Annotated in this window: 13 protein-coding genes and 2 riboswitches; of the genes, 9 read left to right on the top strand and 4 right to left on the bottom strand. The window is 70.4% G+C overall.

Annotated features, from left to right (window positions below):
* Positions 1–6 precede the first annotated feature (6 nt).
* The 7 genes from AK36_RS21120 (at position 7) to AK36_RS21090 (ending at position 14,426) form a co-directional block, all read left to right on the top strand.
* The gene (locus tag AK36_RS21120) at positions 7–4,992 is read left to right on the top strand and encodes a non-ribosomal peptide synthetase (protein ID WP_045579123.1); all 4,986 of its coding nucleotides are present in this window, start codon (positions 7–9) and stop codon (positions 4,990–4,992) included.
* A 189-nt stretch (positions 4,993–5,181) separates the two neighbouring features.
* Positions 5,182–6,561 (top strand): lysine N(6)-hydroxylase/L-ornithine N(5)-oxygenase family protein, encoded by a 1,380-nt coding sequence (locus AK36_RS21115; RefSeq protein ID WP_045579122.1) that lies wholly within the window; start codon positions 5,182–5,184, stop codon positions 6,559–6,561.
* A 46-nt stretch (positions 6,562–6,607) separates the two neighbouring features.
* Positions 6,608–8,893, top strand: a complete 2,286-nt coding sequence (locus AK36_RS21110) for a TonB-dependent siderophore receptor (protein ID WP_045579121.1) — start codon at positions 6,608–6,610, stop codon at positions 8,891–8,893.
* A gap of 83 nt (positions 8,894–8,976) precedes the next feature.
* Positions 8,977–9,816, top strand: coding sequence for a formyltransferase family protein (locus AK36_RS21105; protein ID WP_045579470.1), 840 nt, complete (start codon positions 8,977–8,979; stop codon positions 9,814–9,816).
* Positions 9,816–10,826, top strand: coding sequence for a GNAT family N-acetyltransferase (locus tag AK36_RS21100; RefSeq protein ID WP_045579120.1), 1,011 nt, complete (start codon positions 9,816–9,818; stop codon positions 10,824–10,826). The genes AK36_RS21105 and AK36_RS21100 overlap by 1 nt, the downstream gene beginning before the upstream one ends.
* Before the next feature lie 494 nt (positions 10,827–11,320).
* Positions 11,321–12,757, top strand: a complete 1,437-nt coding sequence (locus AK36_RS34605; protein ID WP_080484216.1) for a trypsin-like serine protease — start codon at positions 11,321–11,323, stop codon at positions 12,755–12,757.
* A gap of 505 nt (positions 12,758–13,262) precedes the next feature.
* The gene (locus AK36_RS21090; RefSeq protein WP_045579119.1) at positions 13,263–14,426 is read left to right on the top strand and encodes a M20 aminoacylase family protein; all 1,164 of its coding nucleotides are present in this window, start codon (positions 13,263–13,265) and stop codon (positions 14,424–14,426) included.
* A gap of 42 nt (positions 14,427–14,468) precedes the next feature.
* On the opposite strand, the gene AK36_RS21085 is transcribed toward AK36_RS21090, so the two are convergent.
* From AK36_RS21085 to cobA, 4 genes are read right to left on the bottom strand one after another with little or no spacing between them, the layout of a single operon-like run.
* On the bottom strand, positions 14,469–15,839 hold the full coding sequence (locus tag AK36_RS21085; RefSeq protein WP_045579118.1) for a cobyrinic acid a,c-diamide synthase CobB: 1,371 nt from the start codon (positions 15,837–15,839) through the stop codon (positions 14,469–14,471).
* A gap of 3 nt (positions 15,840–15,842) precedes the next feature.
* Complete coding sequence (gene cobO / locus AK36_RS21080) at positions 15,843–16,445, bottom strand: cob(I)yrinic acid a,c-diamide adenosyltransferase (RefSeq protein WP_011884821.1); 603 nt, start codon at positions 16,443–16,445, stop codon at positions 15,843–15,845.
* Between the two features lie 34 nt (positions 16,446–16,479).
* Complete coding sequence (locus AK36_RS21075; protein WP_011884823.1) at positions 16,480–16,857, bottom strand: cobalamin biosynthesis protein; 378 nt, start codon at positions 16,855–16,857, stop codon at positions 16,480–16,482.
* Positions 16,854–17,603 (bottom strand): uroporphyrinogen-III C-methyltransferase, encoded by a 750-nt coding sequence (gene cobA, locus AK36_RS21070; RefSeq protein WP_011884825.1) that lies wholly within the window; start codon positions 17,601–17,603, stop codon positions 16,854–16,856. Before cobA ends, AK36_RS21075 begins: the two co-directional genes overlap by 4 nt.
* A 165-nt stretch (positions 17,604–17,768) precedes the next feature.
* Positions 17,769–18,002, bottom strand: a riboswitch (cobalamin riboswitch).
* 136 nt (positions 18,003–18,138) lie between these two features.
* Positions 18,139–18,400, top strand: a riboswitch (cobalamin riboswitch).
* A gap of 188 nt (positions 18,401–18,588) precedes the next feature.
* Between cobA and AK36_RS21060 the strand changes: the two genes are divergently transcribed.
* Together AK36_RS21060 and cobW are read left to right on the top strand one after the other, a co-directional pair.
* On the top strand, positions 18,589–19,647 hold the full coding sequence (locus AK36_RS21060) for a HoxN/HupN/NixA family nickel/cobalt transporter (protein WP_011884826.1): 1,059 nt from the start codon (positions 18,589–18,591) through the stop codon (positions 19,645–19,647).
* Positions 19,648–19,672: 25 nt separating this feature from the next.
* Positions 19,673–20,761 carry a cobalamin biosynthesis protein CobW gene (gene cobW, locus AK36_RS21055; RefSeq protein ID WP_045579117.1) on the top strand — a complete coding sequence of 363 codons (1,089 nt, stop codon included), beginning with the start codon at positions 19,673–19,675 and terminating at the stop codon, positions 20,759–20,761.
* The last annotated feature ends 4 nt before the right edge of the window (positions 20,762–20,765 follow it).

Raw genomic sequence — 20,765 nt, 5'->3', positions numbered from 1 at the left:
CGACGGATGACGAACGCTCAACCCGACTGGCTCGCACTCGCTGCGCGCTTCGCGCAATTGCCCGACGCGCAGCGCGCGGTGTTCATCGACAAGCTCGGCGCCGCGGGGATCGATTTCCGCAGGCTGCCGATCCCGCCGCGCACGCCGCGCGACGATCGCGTCCCGGCATCGTTCGCGCAGACGCGGCTGTGGCTGCACGCGCGGCTGATCGATGCGCCGCACGCGTATCACATCACCGAGCGGCTCGCGCTCGACGGGCCGCTGGATGCGCATGCGCTGCGGCTCGCCTGCGATGCGCTGATCGCGCGCCACGAAGCGCTGCGCACCACTTTCGACGAAACGCAAGACGGCGTCGCGCAGACGATCCACGCGCCGCTGCACTGCCCGTGGCGCGACACCGATCTCGAGGCGCTGCCGGCCGCGCAGCGGCGCGCGCAGGCCGAGCGCATTGCGACGGCCGACGAAGCCGAGCCGTTCGACCTCGGCACGCCGCCGCTCGTGCGCGTGCATCTGATCCGCTTCGATGCGACGCATCACTGGCTCGCGTTGACGGTTCACCACATCGTGTCCGACGGCTGGTCGTCGGACGTGCTGCTGTTCGAGCTGGCGGCGTTCTACCGTGCCTACGCGTCGGGCGAAGCGGTGTCGCTCGCGCCGCTGCCGATCCAGTACGCGGACTATGCGCTGTGGCAGCGCCGCTGGCTCGATGCCGGCGAGCGCGAGCGCCAGCTCGCGTTCTGGCGCGCGCGGCTCGATCCGCAACGCGGCGTGCTCACGCTGCCCGGTGCGGCCGCGCGGCCGGCGCGCCGCAGCGCGCGCGGCGCACGTCACGGGTTTTCGCTCGATGCGCGCCTCGGTGCGCGGCTGCGGGCGTTCGCGGCCGACGCGGGCGCGACGCCGTTCGCGGTGCTGCTCGCGGCGCTCGACGCGCTGCTCGCGCGGGCGACCGGCGACGCGCGGATCTGCATCGGCGTGCCGGCCGCGAACCGCGAACGCGCGGAGACGGCCGGCCTGATCGGCTTCTTCGTCAACACGCTCGCGATCGACGTCGACGTGCCGGCGCACGGCGATTTCGCGTCGCTGGTCGCGCGCACGCAGCGCGCGCTCGTCGATGCGCAGATGCATCAGGACGTGCCGTTCGAGCAGGTCGTCGACGCGCTCGGCGTGCCGCGCAGCGCGAGCCATCATCCGCTGTTCCAGGTGATGGCCGCCTACGGCGAGCGCCGCGCGCCTCCCGCGCTCGGCGCGGCGTCGGCCGCATGGCTGCCGTCCGGCACGCCGTCCGCGAAATTCGACCTGACGCTCGCCGTCGAAGCGACGCCCGACGGCGCCTTCGACGCCGCGTTCATCTATGCGCTGGACCTGTTCGACGCCGCCGCGATCGCGCGGCTCGCCGCGCGCTTCGTCACGCTGCTCGACGCCGCGCTCGCGCAGCCTGCCGCGCCGATCGGCGAGCTCGACTGGCTGCCGGCCGACGAGCTCGCGCAACTGTTCGCATGGAACGCGCGGGCCGGCGCGGCCGACGCCGAGCCGTTCGTGCCGGTGCACGCGCGCATCGCCGCGCATGCGCGCAAGCGGCCCGACGCACGCGGCGTCGCCGATATCGAGCGCGCGCTGACGCGCGGCGAGGTCGACGCGCGCGCCGCGCGCATCGCGCGCAACCTGGTCGCGGCCGGCGTGCGGCCCGAGATGCGCGTGGGCGTCGCGCTGCAGCGCTCGGTCGATCTGCTGGTCGCGCTGATCGCGGTGCTGAAGTCGGGCGCGGCGTTCGTGCCGCTCGATCCCGCGCACCCGCGCGAACGGCTCGCGCAGATCGTCGGCGACGCGGGCATCGCGCACGTGCTGACCGACCGCGCAAGTGCCGCGTCGCTGCCCGCGCTGTCCGGGTTGCGCATCTGGCATGCGGATGAAGTCGATGCGCTCGACGAAGCCCAGCACGTCGAACTGCCCGACGTGCTGCCCGGTCATGCGGCCTACGTGATCTATACGTCGGGCTCGACCGGCACGCCGAAGGGCGTGATCGTCGATCACGCGGCGTTCGCGCGCCATTGCGTCGCGATCGCCGAACGCTACGGCGTGCGCGAAAGCGACGTGTTCCTGCTGTTCCAGTCGGTCAACTTCGACGGCGCGCACGAAGGCTGGTTTTCGCAATACCTGTCGGGCGCCGCGGTGTCGATCACCGCCGACGTGCTGTGGCCGCCCGCACAGACCTGCGCGATGATGGCGCGCGACGGCGTGACGATGACCTACGTGCCGCCGGGCTGCGCCGCGCAGCTCGCCGAATGGACGCTCGCGCACGGCGCGCCGCCGACGCTGCGCTCGTTGACCGTCGGCGGCGAGGCGACGTCGCGCGAAGCGTTCGCGATGCTGCGCCGCGCGATGCCGAACGTGCGCGTGGTGAACGGCTACGGCCCGACCGAAACCGTGATCACGCCGACGCTGTGGATGTTCGCGCCCGGCGACGATCTCGCGAAGCTCGGCGATGCGGCCTATCTGCCGATCGGCACGCTGGTCGGCGCGCGCACCGCGCACGTGCTCGACGCGCGGTTGCGGCCGCTGCCGGTCGGCGTGATCGGCGAACTGTATCTGGGCGGCGAGGGGATCGGCGTCGCGCGCGGCTATCTCGATCGTCCGGCGTTGACGGCAGAGCGCTTCGTGCCCGATCCGTACGGCGCGCCCGGCGCGCGGCTGTATCGCACCGGCGATCTGGTGCGGCGTCGCGCGGACGGCGTGTTCGACTTCATCGGCCGCGTCGATCATCAGGTGAAGCTGCGCGGGCTGCGCATCGAGCTCGGCGAAATCGAGACGCAACTGGCCGCGCACGATGCGGTGCGCGAAGCGTGCGCGGTCGTGCACGGGCAGGGCGCGCATGCGCAGCTCGTCGCCTACGTCGAGCTGAGCGCCGATGCACGGGCGGATACACAGCCCGTCGACGCGGCGATGCTCGATGCGCATCTGCGCCGCACGCTGCCCGACTACATGGTGCCCGCGCAACTGATCGTGCTGGACGCGCTGCCGCGCAACGCGAACAGCAAGGTCGATCGCGCGCGGCTGCCCGCGCCGGTGCGCGTCGAGCGCGCATACGAGGCGCCGCATGATGGCGACGAAGCCGCGCTCGCGGCGATCTGGCGCGACGTGCTGAACGTCGAGCGCGTCGGCCGCGGCGACCACTTCTTCGAGCTTGGCGGCCATTCGCTCGCCGCGGTGCGCGTGGCGACGCGCGTGGCCGAACGGCTCGGCCGCGACGTGCCGGTGCGCGCGCTGTTCGAGGCGCCGGTGCTCGCGCAATATGCGGCGCAGCTCGCCGATGCGCCGCGTGCGGCGCACGCCCGCAGCGCGTCGCACACCGCCGCCGCGGTGAAGCCCGACGCCGACGGCGTGTGGCCGCTGTCGCCCGCGCAGCTCGCGCTGTGGTTCCTGTGGCGCGCGCAGCCGGACAACGCCGCCTACAACATTCCGCTCGCGCTGCGCGTGCGCGGGCCGCTCGACGTCGACGCGTTGCGCGCGGCGTTTGCGGCGGCTGCCGCCGCGCATCCCGCACTGCGCACGCGGCTCGTCGCGCGCGCCGGCATGCTGCCGGGCCAGCGCGTCGCACCGGTTACGCCGGTCACGTTACCGCTCGTCGACGTCGCTACGCAGCCCGACGCGCTCGAGCGCGCGGCGCAGCTGACGGCCGCCGACGCGCTCACGCCGTTCGACCTCGAAGCCGATGCGCCGCTGTGGCGCGCGCGCGTCGTGCGGCTCGGCACGCACGATCATGTGCTGTCGGTGGTGATCCATCACATCGTGTCGGATGGCGAATCGATCGAGTTGTGGCTCGACGCCGTGCGGGCGCGCTATGTCGAACACGTGCGCGGCGCAACCGCATCGGCATCGGCACCCGCCACGACGCCGCTGCCGCGCACGTCGCTCGTGCTCCCGCCGCCGTGCGCGGCAGCGCGCGTCGCGTACTGGCGCGACGCGCTCGCCGATCTGCCGCCGCGCGTGCTGCCGCAGCGTGCGGATGCGCCGGCCGTTCCGCAATGGCGGGCCGCGCGCATCGCGATCGAATTCGACCCGACGACGATCCGGGCGGCGCGCGACGCCGCAACGGCCGCGCGTGCGACGTTGCCGATGCTGCTGCACGCGGCGCTCAACACCGCGCTGTTCCGCGTGACGGGCGCGGCCGACCAGCCGGTCGGCGTGCTCGCGTCGACGCGCGAGCTGGCGGGCGACGCGGCGCACGATGCGCTCGGCCTGTTCATCAACGCGGTGGTCGTGCGCACGCGGCTCGACGCGACGGCGAGCCGCGCCGACGTGCTCGCGCAGCTGCGCGACACCGCGCTCGCCGCGTATGCGCATGCGGACGTGCCGTTCGCCGACGTCGTCGCCGCGCTGCACGCGCCGCGCGCCGCCCAGGCCAATCCGCTGTTCCAGGTGATGTTCAACTACCTGCGGCCGAGCGGCGCCGCGACCCGCGACTGGGCCGGCCTGACGCTCACCGAATTCGACGACGTGCGCCACCGCGTGGTGTTCACGCTCGAGCTGGACGTCGTCGAGCATCCGGACGGCCGCGTGAGCGCCGCGTTCTCGTATGCGGACGAACTGCTCGACGCTGCGTTCGTCGCTGCGCTCGTCGACGTCTATCACGACGAGCTCGCGCGTTTCGCGGTCGCGCCCGAAGCGCGGCTCGGTGTGCCGGACGCGCGGTTCGCGGCGTCGACGGCCGCGCGTGCGCGCGTGGCCGACACGGCGCCGCAAGCCCGCCACGCCGTTGCCGCACTGGCCGCGCTGTGGTCCGACACGTTTGCGTGCGCCGCGCCGCCGCCCGATGCCGATCTGTTCGCCGCCGGCGCGACCTCGTTCGACGTCGTGCGTTTCGTCGATGCGGCGTGCGGCGCCGGTCACGCGCTGACGGTCGCCGACGTGTTCGCCGCACCGACGCTCGCCGCGCTCGGCGCGCGGCTCGACGCGACGGCCGAAACGGCGCAGGAGGCGCGCGATGCCGGCTGAAGTGCGTGCGAACCGCTTCGCGCGATTCGATACCCGTCGCGTCGCGTTTCCGCCCGGCCGCCGCGCCGTGCGCGAGACGCGCCGACATCCGCGTCGTGCAGCCGCCGTGCCCGCGCGCGCGGCGCAACACGTTGTTCGCCGGCCGTCATCGTCGACGGGCCGGTTCTACCGACAAGGGAGCTGAGAGACATGCAGAGAGAAACCGTATTCGACCTGATCGGCGTCGGCTTCGGGCCGTCTAACCTCGCGCTGGCGGTGCGTATCGCGGAACGCGGCGACGGCGCGCGCCCGCTCGCGCAGTGCTTCGTCGAGCGCCAGCCCGCGTTCGGCTGGCACCGCGGCATGCTGCTCGACGACTGCCGGATGCAGATCTCGTTTCTGAAGGACCTCGTCACGATGCGCGATCCGACGAGCCGCTACACGTTCATCAACTACCTGTTCGAACGCGGCCGGCTCAACGAATTCGTGAACCTGAAGAACTTCTATCCGACCCGCGTCGAATTCCACGACTACCTCAGCTGGGTCGCCGACGCGTTCGGCCGGCACGTGCACTACGGCGAGACCGTCACCGCGATCGAGCCCGTGCACGGCGACGGCGCGCGCGTCGACGCGCTACGCGTGCTGTCGTGCGACGCGGCCGGCCGCGAGCGCCAGCGCGTCACGCGCGCGCTGTCGGTCGGCGTCGGCGGCACGCCGGCGGTGCCCGAGGCGTTCGCCGCGCTCGGCCGCGATCGCGTGATCCATTCGTCGTCGTATCTCGCCGACATCGAGCGCCTCGTCGCGGCGCCGGACGGCGCACGCCGCCGCGTCGCGGTGATCGGCGCGGGGCAGAGCGCGGCCGAGGTGTTCGTCGATCTCGCGCGCCGTTTCCCGCACGTCGACGCGAGCCTCGTGATGCGCGCGGGCGCATTGAAGCCGGCCGACGACAGCCCGTTCGTCAACGAGATCTTCAGCCCCGAGTTCACCGACGTCGTCTATGCGCAGCCGCACGACGCGCGCCGCGCGCTGCTCGAACGCTATCGCGACACCAACTACGCGGTGGTCGACCGGCCGCTGATCGAGCAGATCTACGAAATGCTGTACCTGCAGCGCATCGACGGCACGCCGCGCCATGCGCTGCTGGCGAACCGCGCGATCGAGGGCGTGCAGCGCGGCGCCGACGGCCGCATCGAGCTGACGCTGCGCGACCGGATGAACGGCAGCACGCGCGTCGAGCGCTTCGACGCGCTCGTGCTCGCGACCGGCTACCGGCGCGATACGCATACGACGTTGCTCGACGGGCTCGCGCCGTATCTCGGCGAGGCGCTCGCGCGCGGCGAGGTCGCGCGCGACTACCGGCTCGCGACGCCCGAGCACTTCACGCCGCGCATCTACCTGCAAGGCTGCTGCGAGGACAGCCACGGGCTGTCGGACACGCTGCTGTCGGTGCTGGCGCGCCGCGCGGACGAGATCTGCAGGTCGCTCGAGGAGGCGGCGTCGCTCGCCCGCGACGACGACGCGGGCCTGCCGCGACACGAACAACGACATCAAGACGGGGCGAGCGCGGGCCGGATGGCTTGCGCTCTTTGACAAAGGTGCGGTCGATGACCGCATGAATAAACGGGAGCAGAGCAACATGGAGTGGGCAACAGGCACGCGTTTGCGTGCGATCGCAGCGGCAGCGAGCGTCGCGTTCGGGATGGCGGCGGGGCACGCGTTCGCGCAGACGCCAGCCGCTGCAGGCGCGCAGAACGGCGTGCAGGACGGTGGATCGGCCGCTACGCCGGTCGCTGCGCCGAAGGGCACGGCGGTAGGCACCGCGGTAGGCACGGCGGTAGGCACCGCGGCCGGAAGCGCCGCCGGCACGCTGCCGGCGATCACCGTCAAAGCGAGCGCGGCCGGCGACGGCACGGTCGGGCTCGTCGCGAAGCGCAGCCGCACCGGCACCAAGACCGACACGGCGCTCGACGAGATCCCGCAGACGATCAACGTCGTCACCGCGCAGCAGATCGAGATGACCGGCGCGACCGACGTGAACGCCGCGCTGCGCTACGTGCCGGGCTTCTCGTCGTACGGCTCGGACAACCGCTCCGACTGGTACGCGGCGCTGCGCGGCTTCACGCCGACCGCGTTCGTGAACGGGCTGCAGGTGCCGAACACGCTGAACCTGTCGAGCTGGCGCGTCGATCCGTACATGATCGACAGCATCACCGTGCTGCGCGGGCCGACGTCGGTGCTGTACGGCGCGGGCGACCCCGGCGCGATCATCGACGTGCAGACCAAGACGGCCGACGGCGAGCGCGTGCGCGAAGCCGGCGTGCAGTTCGGCAACTATGCGCGCAAGCAGTTCATGATCGACGTCGGCGACAAGCTCGATGCGGACGGCAAGTATGCGTACCGCTTCGTCGGCGTCGCGCGCGACGGCAACGCGTTGACGGGGCCGAACAACGACCAGCGCGTCGCGCTCGCGCCGTCGTTCCGCTGGCGCCCGGACGCCGACACGTCGCTGACGCTGTCGGCTACCTACCTGCAGGACTGGGGCGACATCTCGTCGAACTTCCTGCCCGCGCAGGGCACCGTGTTGCCGAACCCGAACGGGCAGCTCGACAAGGACGTCTACGGCGGCGACCCGAACTTCAACTACTACCGCAAGAAGCAGTGGTCGCTCGGCTATCAGTTCGAGCGCAACCTGAACTCGATGTGGACGTTCCGCCAGAACGTGCGCTGGATGCACCTGTCGCTCGACAACGGCTCGGTGTTCGGCGCGGGCTTCGCGGACGGCAGCCTCACCGACATCAACCGCTGGGCCGGCGTGTTCCAGACCAACTACAGCCGCTTCGACATCGACAACAACCTGCAGGGCCGCTTCGGCACCGGCCCGTTCGAGCACACGCTGCTGCTCGGCTTCCAGTACAACCGGCAGACCGCGACCGACAGCGAATGGCTGGCCGCCGCGCCGACGCTGAACCTCTACAACCCGGTCTACACGCCGGTCACGCTGTCGGTGTTTTCGCCGCCGAACACGACGTACCGCACCAACACGTACACGACGATGAACACGTTCGGGCTGTACGCGCAGGACCAGATCAAGTGGAACCGCTGGACGCTGACGCTCGGCGGCCGCGAGGACTGGGTCAATCAGCGGATGGACGACCGTGCGGGCGGCACGCAGTCGAAGGCCGACGTCACCGCGTTCACCGGCCGCGTGGGCCTCACGTACCAGGGCGACTACGGGTTGTCGCCGTACGTCAGCTACGCGACGTCGTTCAACCCGCTGATCGGCGTGAACCTGTACGGCGGCGGCCTGCCGCAGCCGACCCGCGGCAAGCAGATCGAGGCCGGGCTGCGCTGGCAGCCGCCGGGCAAGAACCTGATGCTGAGCGCGGCGATCTACCAGATCAACCAGACGAACGTGCTGACGCCGACGCCGACCAACCTCGACCCGGCCGGCACGACGTCGATCCAGACCGGCGAAGTGCGCTCGCGCGGCATCGAGCTGAACGCGACCGGCAAGCTCACGCGCAACCTGTCGCTGATCGCGTCGTACGTCTATCAGGACGTGAAGAACGTGCAGGCCAACGACGCGTCGCTGAACAACTGGCCGGTCGACATTCCGCGGCCGCGCCAGATGGCGTCGCTGTGGGCCGACTGGACCTGGCACACGGGGCCGCTCGCGGGCTTCGGGCTGGGCGGCGGCGTGCGTTACCAGAGCGCGGCGGCCGGCGCGGCCGACAACTCGCTGACGGTCGCGAGCTACACGCTGTACGACGCGGGCGTGCATTACGACACGCGCAACTGGCGCTTCGCCGTGAACGGCACGAACCTGTTCAACCGCCACTACATCAGCGGTTGCCAGTCGACCAGCGTCTGCATCTTCGGCACCGATCGCACCGTGATCGCCACCGCGAAATACAACTGGTGACGGCGCGCGCCGCGGCGTGCGGCCCGGCCTTCGAGCCGGCGCGTGCGCCGCGGCGCCGTCGTCCGCTTTTTCCCGACGCCTCCATGCGAAAGAAGAATCTCGTCTACATCCAGTCGCTGCGCAACGGCGCGGCCGATCGCGCCGGCCAGCCGGTCGCGTACCGCGGCGGCACGCGCTACATGAAGGCGCCGCTCGAATTCCTCGTCGAGCGGCTCAACGTTTCGCCGCTCGGCGAACGCTACACGCTGCAGGCCGTGATCGTCGACGACGACGCAGGCTCGCCGGCCGACCAAGCGAAGCTCGCCGACTACGGCTTCGCGCGCACGCCGGGCCGCCCGTGGATCCTGCCGGAGGGGCTCACCGTGCAGGGTCGGCCGGTCGACGAACTGTTCTGCACGATCGCGTCAACGTACCGGCGGCTGCCGCGCGATGCGCGCGAGCGCGCGGCGGGCAAGCAGGCGTTCGAGCGCCGCCTGCTCGAGCGCCTGCTCGAACTCGACGCCGACGTCGTCGTGCTCGACGGGCTGCTCGTGATACTCGACGAACTCGTGCGCCCCGGCGCGCGCTTTCACCGGCGCATCGCGAACATCCATCCGGGCATCACGGCCGACGGGTCGCCGTACCAGCGGCGCGGCGCGTGGGCGACGCTCGACGCGCTGCACGGCGCGCGCGGCGAGCGGGTCGACTGGGCGAGCGGCGCGACCTCGCGCGTCACGCCCGTGACGATGACGGGCGCGTCGTTCCACTACGTCGACAACGGCATCGATTCCGGCGAGGTGATCTGCGACGTGCTCGACACGCCGATCGCGCCGGACGACACGATCCTCGAACTGCGCTGGAACAACTTCCAGCGCAGCCTGTTTCCGGCACTCGAGCGCGGGCTGCACATCGTCGCCGATCGCCACGACGCGGGAGCACTGTGATGGCACACACGCTGACGAAACCGGCCGATCCGCGCGATAGCGTCGAAGGCGACGTGGCCGCCGCGCTCGACGGCGCGCCGCACGCGACGCCCGTCGCCGAACGCATGCTGCACGCGTGGCGCCCCGACGATGCGCCGGCCGCGCTGCTCGCGGAATTCGTCGCGCTGTTCAACACCGACACGCGGCACGACGCGGCCACCGTCTCGGTGCCGCTCGGCGCGGCTGACCCGGCCGCCGTCGCCGCGTACGTCGCGCGCGCGGTGCGCGAAGGCGTGATCGACGACGCGCAGCGCGCGGGCGAGCGGCTGCGGCTCACCGCGTCGCGCGCGACGTTCTGGCAGAACCCCCAGCCGTGGCTGAAGGCGCCGGCGTCGGGCGGGATGCCGCTGCGCTACGCGATCACCAACGGCCACCGACATCCGGTGCGGCCGCCGTCGCCGGCCGGCGAGATCTACACGCGCTACATGCCGCAGGTCGGCATGACGTTCAGCCTGCGCACCGTCGACGTCGCGACGCACGCGCGCCTGTTCAGCGACTGGATGAACCTTGATCGCGTCGCGCATTTCTGGGACCAGCGCGGCACGCTCGACGAGCACGCGGCCTATCTCGCGGAACGGCTCGCCGATCCGCACATGCACCCGATGATCGGCTATTTCGACGACACGCCGTTCGGCTATTTCGAGTTCTACTGGGCGAAGGAGGACCGCCTTGCGCCGTTCTACGACGCGCACGACTACGATCGCGGGCTGCATCTGCTGATCGGCGACTCGCGCTTCCAGAGCGCGGGCAAGCTGCATGCGTGGTGGAGCGGCGTGCTGCACTACATGTTCGTCGACGAGCCGCGCACGCAACGGCTCGTCGGCGAGCCGCGCGTCGATCACGTGCGGCATATCGCATACATGCACCGGCTCGGGTTCCGGACGCTGAAGGAGTTCGACTTTCCGCACAAGCGCGCGGCGTTGACCGTGATGGAGCGCGATACGTTCTTCGATACGTTCCGGTTGCCGTGATCGGGGCGGCGCGACAGCGGCGCGAGCGCACGGGTGTCGCGAGGTTGCCGGCGAATGCGGAGGCTCGCGCGGACATCGCCGGAATAGGGCGTCTGTGCGCACGCGCGTCGGCATGCCGGCAATTCGTTCGATGCCGGAGGCGAAGCCGACTGCGGTGATTCCCGTGTTTCGCCGGAATGCGAAAGTTCTATCTGGAAAATCGCTGATTCAGCCAGCTATGGTTTTGCGAATAAACAATATGAGAAACGCGAAATCATTAATCGCATTTCCATTTTAGATGCCGCGATTTGTATAAATTCGGTCAATGGGACGAGTTCGAATTTACGAATTCGTCGCCTCGATCCAACGGCCTGCCTAGTTATAACCGAACCTTTTCTCTCATCGCGATACGCTCTGGTCGGCGATATGGCTGGCGCCCGGCTGCAACCTGTCGCGATCGAAGCAATATGGATAAATCTGCATTTTCCGGGCAATAAATCCATCGGAGAGAAAACGTGAAAAAGATAATCGTGAGCGCAGGCCTGGCGGCATTGGTGGCGTCTTCGGCGGCGCACGCTTTGCGGATCGACGAAGCGACCTTCAAGTATTACGGCGGCGATAGCGCAGACCTGGCGAACAGCATCAAGACGCACAACGACCAACTGCGCGCGTTCAGTTATGAGACGCCGTGGCTCGCGGTCGGAGAGGTCGGTGGCTGCACCGCGACATGGCTTGGCGACAACGGGGGATGGACCTACGTGCTGACTGCCGCGCATTGCGCCGGCTATCAAGGCACCGAGACAGCCGTAACCAAGCGCTTCACGACGCTCGATCGCCGCGTAGTCGCATCGGGCCGGGGCACGGCGTACGTGCCGCCGCAGCGGATCAACAAGCCGGCGGGAATGGGCGGCGCGTCGACCGATATCGCGATCCTGAAGCTGCCGACGCTCCACCCGATAGCGGACGTGCTCGGCAAGCCGGTCGAGCGGCCGATCCTGAACGACGATCCTCACGAGAAAGACCGCGACGTCATTTTCGTCGGCTATGGAAGCTGGGGTGTCGGCGCGAAGGGCAGCGGTTCGTACTGGCCGGCGAACGGCGAGCGACGGCTGTACGGGCGCAGCCGGATCGACAGCATCTTCGAGCTCGGCTACGGAATCGGCGCGAGCTATCGCTCTGCCGGGCCGTCCCCGTTCTGGACGCGCACTGCGTCGGGCGATAGCGGGTCGGCCTGGTGGCAGATTCGCGATGGCAAGCCGGTCATCATCGCGACGACCAATGGCGGCGGCGACAACTATTCGACCGGCGCGCGCGTATCGAAGTACGTGGACTGGATCAAGTCGGTCTATCCGGAAGCGCGCTTCCTGTCGGCCGAGCAGCCGGCGGGCTGCATCGTCAGCCTGCAGACCGCCGCGAGATATTGCCTGCCGGTGGGGCAGCGCTCCGGTTATGCATTGCCGTCGTGGATCTATGCGCACGACGTGTTCGTCGATGCCGCACCGGGCACCGCGGTGATGCTGTCGGATTGGGACAACCTGTCCTACAACCGGATCGCGACGTTCGTCGGCACGGTCGAGAACGGCGGTCTCAAGCAGGTGAAGGCCGTCAACGGACAGGTGCTCGATTTTTCAAGGCCGCATTCGATGCGCGTCGTGCGCGATACGACGCCGCTCGGCTGTATCGTCAGCCTGACGTCGGGCGCGAAGTATTGCCTGCCGGCGGGGCAGCGGTCGGGGCGTGCGCTGCCGTCCTGGATTTATGCAAACGAAGTCCAGGTTGAAGCGGCCGCGGGGATCGCGGTGATGCTGTCGGATACGGACGACCTCGCGTTCAACCGCGTCGCGACCTTCACCGGCTTGACGCAGAACTGGGAGTTGAAGAAGGCGAAAGCCTGGAACGGCGAAGACCTCGATTTTTCGCGACCGAAGTCGATGCGCGTCGTTCAGCAATGATGTCGGGGCGTTGAGGTGCTGCGCGGCATGGGCGCGGAGCCCGTGCCGCGTGTCATGCCGGCGGCGTCGCCGGTTCCGCGAGAAACGCGCCGCGGAAGGCGTCGAGATGTCCGTCGGCGTCGCCGCCGAATTCGCCGGGTAGCAGCGTAACCACGCCGGGTCGTGCGTTCACTTGAACCCTGGCGTACACAAAAGATGTACGGCGGTTGAAAAGTGAACAAATGCCCTGGAAGTCCTTGATATCGATAGATATCGAAGCGACGCCCAACCGTGTTCGCCGAGCCGGCACATGCCGGAGACCGACACACAGCCGCGGGCACCACGCCTCCCGCTCCCCGCGCCGGTACGGCCTCGCAAACGCGCTGCCGCCATGCTGTCCGCCCTCGGCATCCCCACTCAGGCGGCAACTCCAGGTTGCCGCTACGACCACTTGCTCGCTATTCGGTTGCCGTGAGGCGGACTATCCTTGACCGACCCTTCCGAACCCGACCCAGGAGCCGCCCCCATGACCCACAGCGTGATCCCCGCAGGCCTCGCCGACGAAATGATCGACATTCGACACCGCATCCATGCGCATCCTGAACTCGGCTTCGAGGAATTCGCGACCAGCGATCTCGTCGCCGAGCAGCTGCAAGGGTGGGGCTATACGGTCCGGCGCGGGCTCGGCGGCACGGGCGTCGTCGCGCAGCTGAAGGTGGGCGACGGCACGCAGCGCCTCGGCCTGCGCGCCGACATGGACGCGCTGCCGATCCACGAGTCGACCGGCCTGCCGTATCGGAGCACGATCCCCGGCAAGATGCACGCGTGCGGCCACGACGGTCACACGGCGATGCTGCTCGCCGCCGCGAAGCATCTGGCGCGCGAGCGGCGGTTTTCCGGCACGCTGAACCTGATCTTCCAGCCGGCCGAGGAAGGGCTCGGCGGCGCGAAGAAAATGCTCGACGACGGCTTGTTCGAGCAGTTCCCGTGCGATGCGATCTTCGCGATGCACAACATGCCGGGCTTCCCGACCGGCAAGCTCGGCTTCCTGGCCGGGCCGTTCATGGCGTCGTCGGACACCGTGATCGTCGACGTCCACGGCCGCGGCGGCCACGGCGCGGTGCCGCACAAGGCGATCGACCCGGTCGTCGTGTGCGCGCAGATCGTGATCGCGCTGCAGACCATCGTGTCACGCAACGTGTCGCCGCTCGACATGGCGATCGTCACGGTCGGCGCGATCCACGCGGGCGACGCGCCGAACGTGATTCCCGAGCATGCGCAGATGCGCCTGTCGGTGCGCGCGTTGAAGCCCGACGTGCGCGATCTGTTGGAGACGCGCATCAAGGAAGTCGTTCATGCGCAGGCGGCCGTGTTCGGCGCGACCGCGACGATCGATTACCAGCGCCGCTACCCGGTGCTCGTCAACGATGCGCGGATGACCGCGTTCGCACGCGACGTCGCGCATGCATGGGCCGGCGCAGCGAACCTGATCGACGGGATGGTGCCGCTCACCGGCAGCGAGGATTTCGCATTCCTGCTCGAGCAGCGGCCGGGCTGCTACCTGATCATCGGCAACGGCGACGGGGAAGGCGGCTGCATGGTGCACAACCCCGGATACGACTTCAACGACGCGGCGCTGCCGATCGGCGCGTCGTACTGGGTCAAGCTGGCCGAGGCGTTTCTGGTGTGACGGGACGCTGGCGGGGAAGGCGAGGGCTCGCGCCGCAGCCCGCTATTCCGGCACGACTTCCGGCGTCTCTCCGCTCGCTCGATCGGCCTGCTCAACCTGATCGAACGCCTCGCCGCGAAACAACGCCGCGGCCGCATCCGGGTTCGACGGCCAGTACATGTGCATGTAGGTCGCGACGACCGGCCCCGCGCGATACACGGCTTCGCCGCTGCCGCTCGCGCCGTCGCAGCGTGCCGCCGTCGCCGCCGCCGCGAGCGGCGTTTCGAGCCGCGAGTAATGGAACGTATGGCCGCGCATCGGGCCCCAGCGCGTCGCGAGCGTCTGCATGCCGAGCGCGGCGAAGCGGCGCTGCATCGTCGCATGGCCCGGCAGCAGCCCGACCATCGGCGTCGTCGCGCCCTGCGCGTCGGTCAGTGACTCGCACAGGTACAGCATCCCGCCGCATTCCGCGACGATCGGCCGCCCGGCCGCCGCGTGCGCGCGGATCGTGCGCGCGCTCACCGCATTCGCGGCGAGCGTCGCCGCGTGCAGCTCCGGATAGCCGCCCGGCAGGAACAGCGCGTCGCACGCGTCGGGCACCGGTTCGTCGGCCAGCGGCGAAAAGAACCGCACCTGCGCGCCGAGCGCGTCGAGCAGCGCGAGATTGGCCGGGTAGATGAACGAGAACGCCGCGTCGCGCGCGACCGCGATCCGCGTGCCGGCCAGCGAGCGCGGCAGCGCGGCTGCTTCGGGTGCCACTTCGGGCGCTGCGAACGCGACGGCCGGCGGCAATTCGGCGAGCGCGGTCTGCGCGAGCGCGTCGGCGGCGCGCTCGAGCCGCGCGTCGAGATCGTCGATGTCGGCCGGCTGGTGCAGGCCGAGATGCCGTTCGGGCAACGCGATCGCCGCGTCGGCCGGCACGTGCCCGAGCCAGCGCAGGTCGTCCGGCAGCGCCTGCCGCAGCAGTTGCGCATGTCGCGGCGAGCCGACGCGATTCGCCAGCACGCCGTAAAACGGCACGCCCGGCCGGAACCGCGCGAGCCCGAACGCGATCGCGGCGAACGTCTGCGCCATCGCCTTCGCCGAAATCACCGCGACGACCGGCACGCCGAACGCGGCGGCCAGGTCCGCGCTGCTCGGCGTGCCGTCGAACAGGCCCATCACGCCTTCGATCAGGATCAGGTCCGCGTCGCGCGCCGCGTCGGCGAGCAGCGCGCGACAGCCGGCCTCGCCGACCATCCCGAGATCGAGTGCGTACACGGGCGCGCCGCTCGCGCGTTCGAGCAGCATCGGATCGAGGAAATCCGGCCCGGTCTTGAACACGCGCACGCGCCGGCCGAGCCGCCGGTGCAGCCGCGCGAGGCCGGCCGTCACCGACGTCTTGCCCTGGCCGGACGCCGGTGCGCTGACGAACAGCGCGGGACACGCACGCATCGGTCAGAACTCCACGCCGGGCTGCGCCTTCACGCCTTGCTCCTTGTACGGATGCTTGACGAGCCGCATTTCGGTGACGAGGTCGGCCGCATCGATCAGCGCGTCGGGCGCGTGCCGCCCGGTCACGACGACGTGCACGGCTTCCGGCCGGCCGGTGAGCGTCGCGAGCACTTCGTCGAGCGGCAGGTACTCGTACTTGAGCACGGTGTTCAGCTCGTCGAGGATCACCATCCGGTACTCGCCGCTTTCGATCATCCGGCGCGCCGCGTCCCAGCCCTTGCGCGCGGTCGCGATGTCGGCGTCGCGGTTCTGCGTGTTCCACGTATAGCCGTCGCCCATCGTCACGAAGTCGCACTGCGCGACCGCGCCGAGGAAATCGCGCTCGGACGTATGCAGCGCGCCCTTGATGAACTGCACGACGCCGAGCCGCATGCCATGGCCGAGCACGCGCACGGCCATGCCGAACGCGGCCGTGCTCTTGCCCTTGCCGTTGCCGGTGTTGACGATCAGCAGACCCTTTTCGCGGGTGGCCGCGGCCTGCTTCTTCTCGTGGCCGGCGCGGCGGCGCTCGGTCATCCGCTGATGGGATTCGGCATCGGTCTTCATCGGGAGTCGTCCTGTGGAAAGCGAAACAAACGGTTCAGAGCGGGCCGGCGAGCGCGACCGTCACGCCGTCCCGGATCAATTTGGGGCCGAGCAGCCGGCCGTCGGGCGCGGCGAGGCGCGCGCACGGCTCGGCGACGCCCGCCACGCCGAAGCGCGCGAGCGCGGCGGGCGACGGGGCGCTCAACGGCGGCGCCGTGCAACTCTTGAGCGCGGCCGCGTCGAACCCGACGAGCGGCCAGCCGCGTCGCGCGCACAGCGTGCGCAGCGGCCGCGCGCGCGCCTTGTCGGCGAGCGTCGCGACGACGGCCGGCTCCGCGCCCGGATGGCGCGCGAGCGCCGCGCGGATCGCCGCGTCGAGCTGCGCGGCCGTCACGTGCGCGCGAAAGCCGACGCCGAGCGCGACGCGCATCATGCGCCGCTGCCGAGTGCGGCGCGCACCGCCGGATCGGCGGCGAGCGCGGCCACGCGCCCGATCACGACGATCGCCGGCGAGCCGATGCCGGCCGCGTTCACGCGTTCGACGACCGTCTCGAGCGTCGCGAGCACGTGCCGCTGCGCGTCGCGCGTCGCGTTCTCGATGGCCGCGCACGGCGTGTCGCCGGGCAGCCCGCCCGCGCCAAGCGCGGCGACGATCGCGGCGAGCCGGCGAATCCCCATGTAGATGACGAGCGTCATCCGCGTCGCGGCCAGCGCGCGCCAGTCGGGTTCGTCGGCGCCCGCGCCGTGACCGGTGACGAAGATCACGCCCTGCGCGTCGCCGCGATGCGTGACCGGAATCCCGAGCGCGGCCGGCGCCGCGATGCCGGCCGTGATGCCGTTCACGACCTCGACCGGGAAGCCGGCCGCGCCGAGCGCGAGCAGCTCCTCGCCGCCGCGGCCAAACACGAACGGATCGCCGCCCTTGAGGCGCGCGACGCTGCGGCCCGCGCGCAGATGCGCGAGCATCGCCGCGACGATCTCGTGCTGCGGCGTCGACGCATGGCCGCCGCGCTTGCCGACGTGCTCGATGCGGGCATCCGCGCGCGCATGGCGCAGGACGTCCGGGTTCACGAGATCGTCGACGAGCAGCACGTCGGCCGCGGCGATCGCACGCACGGCCTTCAGCGTCAGCAGATCGGCGTCACCGGGGCCCGCGCCGACGAGCCACGCGCGGCTCATCGGGCGCGCCACGGCACGCACCGCGGCATGGCAGGGGAAACGAAACGGCGAGCGGCACGGGGGCCGGCAGACAGGCAGTGCATGGGCGGATCGGGCGAAGCGCGTGGGCGCGGGCAGACGGCGCTCCGGTCCGTCCCTCGCGGACCGGGCGTTCGGCGAGCAGCGCGCTCGCCCCTTGCGTCGGCCGGTATCCGGGCTGGCCGCTTGCCGGGCCGCAGCCTTCCCGCCCGCTGGGGCAGTGGCATCGAGGGCGGCCTGGGCGCGCGCGGAGCAACCGCGGCGCGCGGGCGGCGTACCGTTGCGGGGACAGCACAGGCCAGGCGAAGCTCCGCCTCCTGTTTCCCGTTTAACTGCATGCGCGCAATGCGCACGCGAGCACCGAACGCGGCGCATACGATAGCACAGCGCCCGGCCCGCGCGAACCGGCCATGCCTGCCCCCGCGGCCGCGCGCGGCGGGCCGCCGTGTGCGGTCGCGGCGCCCGGCGGCGGCCCCGCGATGGCCGGTTTTGCCTTGACGCTGCCGGCACCGCCCCCTACACTCGCACGCGTTTTGGTGCTCGCGCGCGCTGCTCCGGCGCGCGCAGTTAAACGGGAAACAGGGAGCCTGCCTGCACCGCAGACGAGCCAACCTGTGCTGCCCCCGCAACGGTAAGCGAACGCACGCGCCCAGCGCGTTGCAGCGCCGCTTCGCCGCATGCCCAGCGCATGCGGACGACCGCCACTGGATGCCGCGCATCCGGGAAGGCGAAGCGGCGTGTTCGTCAGCCCGGATACCGGCCAGAACGTGGGGTTCAGCGCCGCGGGGAGGCGGCGCATCGTCCACGGCCGCAGCACGCCCGACGCCCGAGCGTTTTCCACTTCCGTCATCGATCGGAGCGTCGCACGCGTGCGCGCGGCCGGGCGCGGCGAGCGGCGGGCCGCGCGGGCAGGGCAGGCGGCAGCCGTGTTGGCATTCATCATGTCGACCGTTCGCAAGGGAGCATCATGCTCGACTCGTTCTTCCGCCTGTTCAACGACAGCCCGTCCGGGTTGCGCGGCAAAATCGCCGCGATCTATTCGCTTCTCGTCGCGTTCAACGTCGGCGCGTGGATCTGGGCGTTCGTCGCGTTTCGCGACCAGCCCGTGCTGCTCGGCACCGCGCTGCTCGCGTACGTGTTCGGGCTGCGCCACGCAGTCGACGCCGACCATATCGCCGCGATCGACAACGTCACGCGCAAGCTGATGCAGGAAGGCCGCAGCCCGCTCGGCGCGGGCCTGTTCTTCTCGCTCGGCCATTCGACGGTGGTGATCGTGATGTCGGTGGCCGTCGCGCTCACGGCCGCGTCGCTCGCGCGCTTCGAGAGCATGAAGACCTGGGGCGGCGTGATCAGCACCAGCGTGTCGGCCTTCTTCCTGCTGGTGCTCGCGGCCGCGAACCTGCTGATCCTGATTTCGGTGTACCGGACCTTTCGCGCGGCGCGCCGCGGCGACGCGATCGTCGATGCCGATCTCGACCTGCTGATGAACCAGCGCGGCGTGCTGGCCCGGCTGTTCCGGCCGTTGTTCCGGCTCGTGTCGCGCAGCTGGCATCTGTATCCGGTCGGCTTCCTGTTCGGCTTCGGCTTCGATACGGCGACCGAGATCGCGCTGTTCGGCATTTCGGCCACGCAGGTGCAGGGCGGCCTGTCGTTCTGGTCGGTGATGGCGCTGCCGGTGCTGTTCACCGCCGGCATGACGCTCGTCGACACCACCGACGGCATCCTGATGATGGGCGCGTACCGCTGGGCCTACGTGCGGCCGATCCGCAAGATCTACTACAACATGACGATCACGTTCGTGTCGGTGCTGGTCGCCGCGCTGATCGGCGGCATCGAGGTGCTCGCGCTGCTCGCCGACAAGCTCGCGCTGCAAGGCCCGGTGTGGGACTTCGCGACGCTCGTCGCCTCGCACTTCGGGATGCTCGGCTACGTCGTGATCGGCCTGTTCGTCGCGTGCTGGGTCGTGTCGGCCGCGATCTACCGCCTCAAACGCTACGACGAAATCGACGTGACGCTGTCCGCCTGACTCTCTTTCCGATACAGGACTCACCATGACCCTACGCAAGCTGCCCGTCACGATCGTCACGGGCTTTCTCGGCAGCGGCAAGACCACGCTGATGCGCCACATCCTGCAGCACGCCGCGGGCCGCCGCATCGCGGTGATCGTCAACGAGTTCGGCGAGCTCGGCATCGACGGCGAAATCCTCAAGGGCTGCGGCATCGGCTGCGACGACCCAGCCGGCACGCCCGGCGAAGCGGCCGGCCAGCTGTACGAGCTCGCGAACGGCTGCCTGTGCTGCACCGTGCAGGAGGAGTTCTATCCGGTGATGGAGGCGCTCGTCGAGCGCCGCGCCGACATCGACCACGTGCTGATCGAGACGTCCGGGCTCGCGCTGCCGAAGCCGCTCGTGCAGGCGTTCAACTGGCCGACCATCCGCAACAGCTTCACGGTCGACGCGGTGGTGACCGTCGTCGACGGGCCGGCAGCCGCCGCCGGCCAGTTCGCCGAGAATCCGCAGGCCGTCGACGCGCAGCGCCGCGCCGATCCGAACCTCGACCACGAATCGCCGCTGCACGAGCTGTTCGCCGACCAGCTGTCGTCGGCCGATCTGGTGATCGTGAACAAGGCCGACCTCGTCGCCGACGCGCTGTTCGCCGACATCGAGGCCGCGATCCGCGACGAGATCCCGCCGCAGGTGAAGATCGTGCGCGCGACGCGCGGCGAGCTCGATCTGTCGCTGCTGATCGGGCTCGAAGCGGCGTCGGAGGACACCATCCATCTGCGCCACGACCATCACGGCTCGGCCGACGACGGCGAGCACGATCACCATCACGACGATTTCGATTCGGTGGTGGTGGCGGGCGACGCCGGCACGCGCGAAGCGACGATCGCCGCGCTCCAGCGCGTGGTCGAAGCCCACACGATCTACCGCGCGAAAGGCTTCGCGGCGCTGCCGGACGCGCCGATGCGTCTCGTGATCCAGGGCGTCGGGCGCCGCTTCGACAGTTATTTCGACCGGCGCTGGCAGGACGGCGAGCCGCGCGCGAGCCGCTTCGTGCTGATCGGCGAGTCGCTCGACGCGGCCGCGCTGCAGCGCGCGTTCGATGCCGCCTGCGCGGCCGAACTGCAGCAGGCGTAACGCG

Source organism: Burkholderia vietnamiensis LMG 10929, from assembly GCF_000959445.1.
Lineage (GTDB): Bacteria > Pseudomonadota > Gammaproteobacteria > Burkholderiales > Burkholderiaceae > Burkholderia > Burkholderia vietnamiensis.
The sequence above is the reverse complement of the archived record's forward strand: the minus strand, read 5'-3'. Positions and strand labels throughout refer to the sequence as shown.

What these genes read in the sequence shown, in the direction of transcription:
- AK36_RS21120 (WP_045579123.1), top strand. Translation starts at nt 7, where the DNA reads ATGACGAACGCTCAACCCGACTGGCTCGCACTCGCTGCGCGCTTCGCG.
- AK36_RS21115 (WP_045579122.1), top strand. Translation starts at nt 5,182, where the DNA reads ATGCAGAGAGAAACCGTATTCGACCTGATCGGCGTCGGCTTCGGGCCG.
- AK36_RS21110 (WP_045579121.1), top strand. Translation starts at nt 6,608, where the DNA reads ATGGAGTGGGCAACAGGCACGCGTTTGCGTGCGATCGCAGCGGCAGCG.
- AK36_RS21105 (WP_045579470.1), top strand. Translation starts at nt 8,977, where the DNA reads ATGCGAAAGAAGAATCTCGTCTACATCCAGTCGCTGCGCAACGGCGCG.
- AK36_RS21100 (WP_045579120.1), top strand. Translation starts at nt 9,816, where the DNA reads ATGGCACACACGCTGACGAAACCGGCCGATCCGCGCGATAGCGTCGAA.
- AK36_RS21090 (WP_045579119.1), top strand. Translation starts at nt 13,263, where the DNA reads ATGACCCACAGCGTGATCCCCGCAGGCCTCGCCGACGAAATGATCGAC.
- AK36_RS21085 (WP_045579118.1), bottom strand. Translation starts at nt 15,839, where the DNA reads ATGCGTGCGTGTCCCGCGCTGTTCGTCAGCGCACCGGCGTCCGGCCAG.
- cobO (WP_011884821.1), bottom strand. Translation starts at nt 16,445, where the DNA reads ATGAAGACCGATGCCGAATCCCATCAGCGGATGACCGAGCGCCGCCGC.
- AK36_RS21075 (WP_011884823.1), bottom strand. Translation starts at nt 16,857, where the DNA reads ATGATGCGCGTCGCGCTCGGCGTCGGCTTTCGCGCGCACGTGACGGCC.
- cobA (WP_011884825.1), bottom strand. Translation starts at nt 17,603, where the DNA reads ATGAGCCGCGCGTGGCTCGTCGGCGCGGGCCCCGGTGACGCCGATCTG.
- AK36_RS21060 (WP_011884826.1), top strand. Translation starts at nt 18,589, where the DNA reads ATGCTCGACTCGTTCTTCCGCCTGTTCAACGACAGCCCGTCCGGGTTG.
- cobW (WP_045579117.1), top strand. Translation starts at nt 19,673, where the DNA reads ATGACCCTACGCAAGCTGCCCGTCACGATCGTCACGGGCTTTCTCGGC.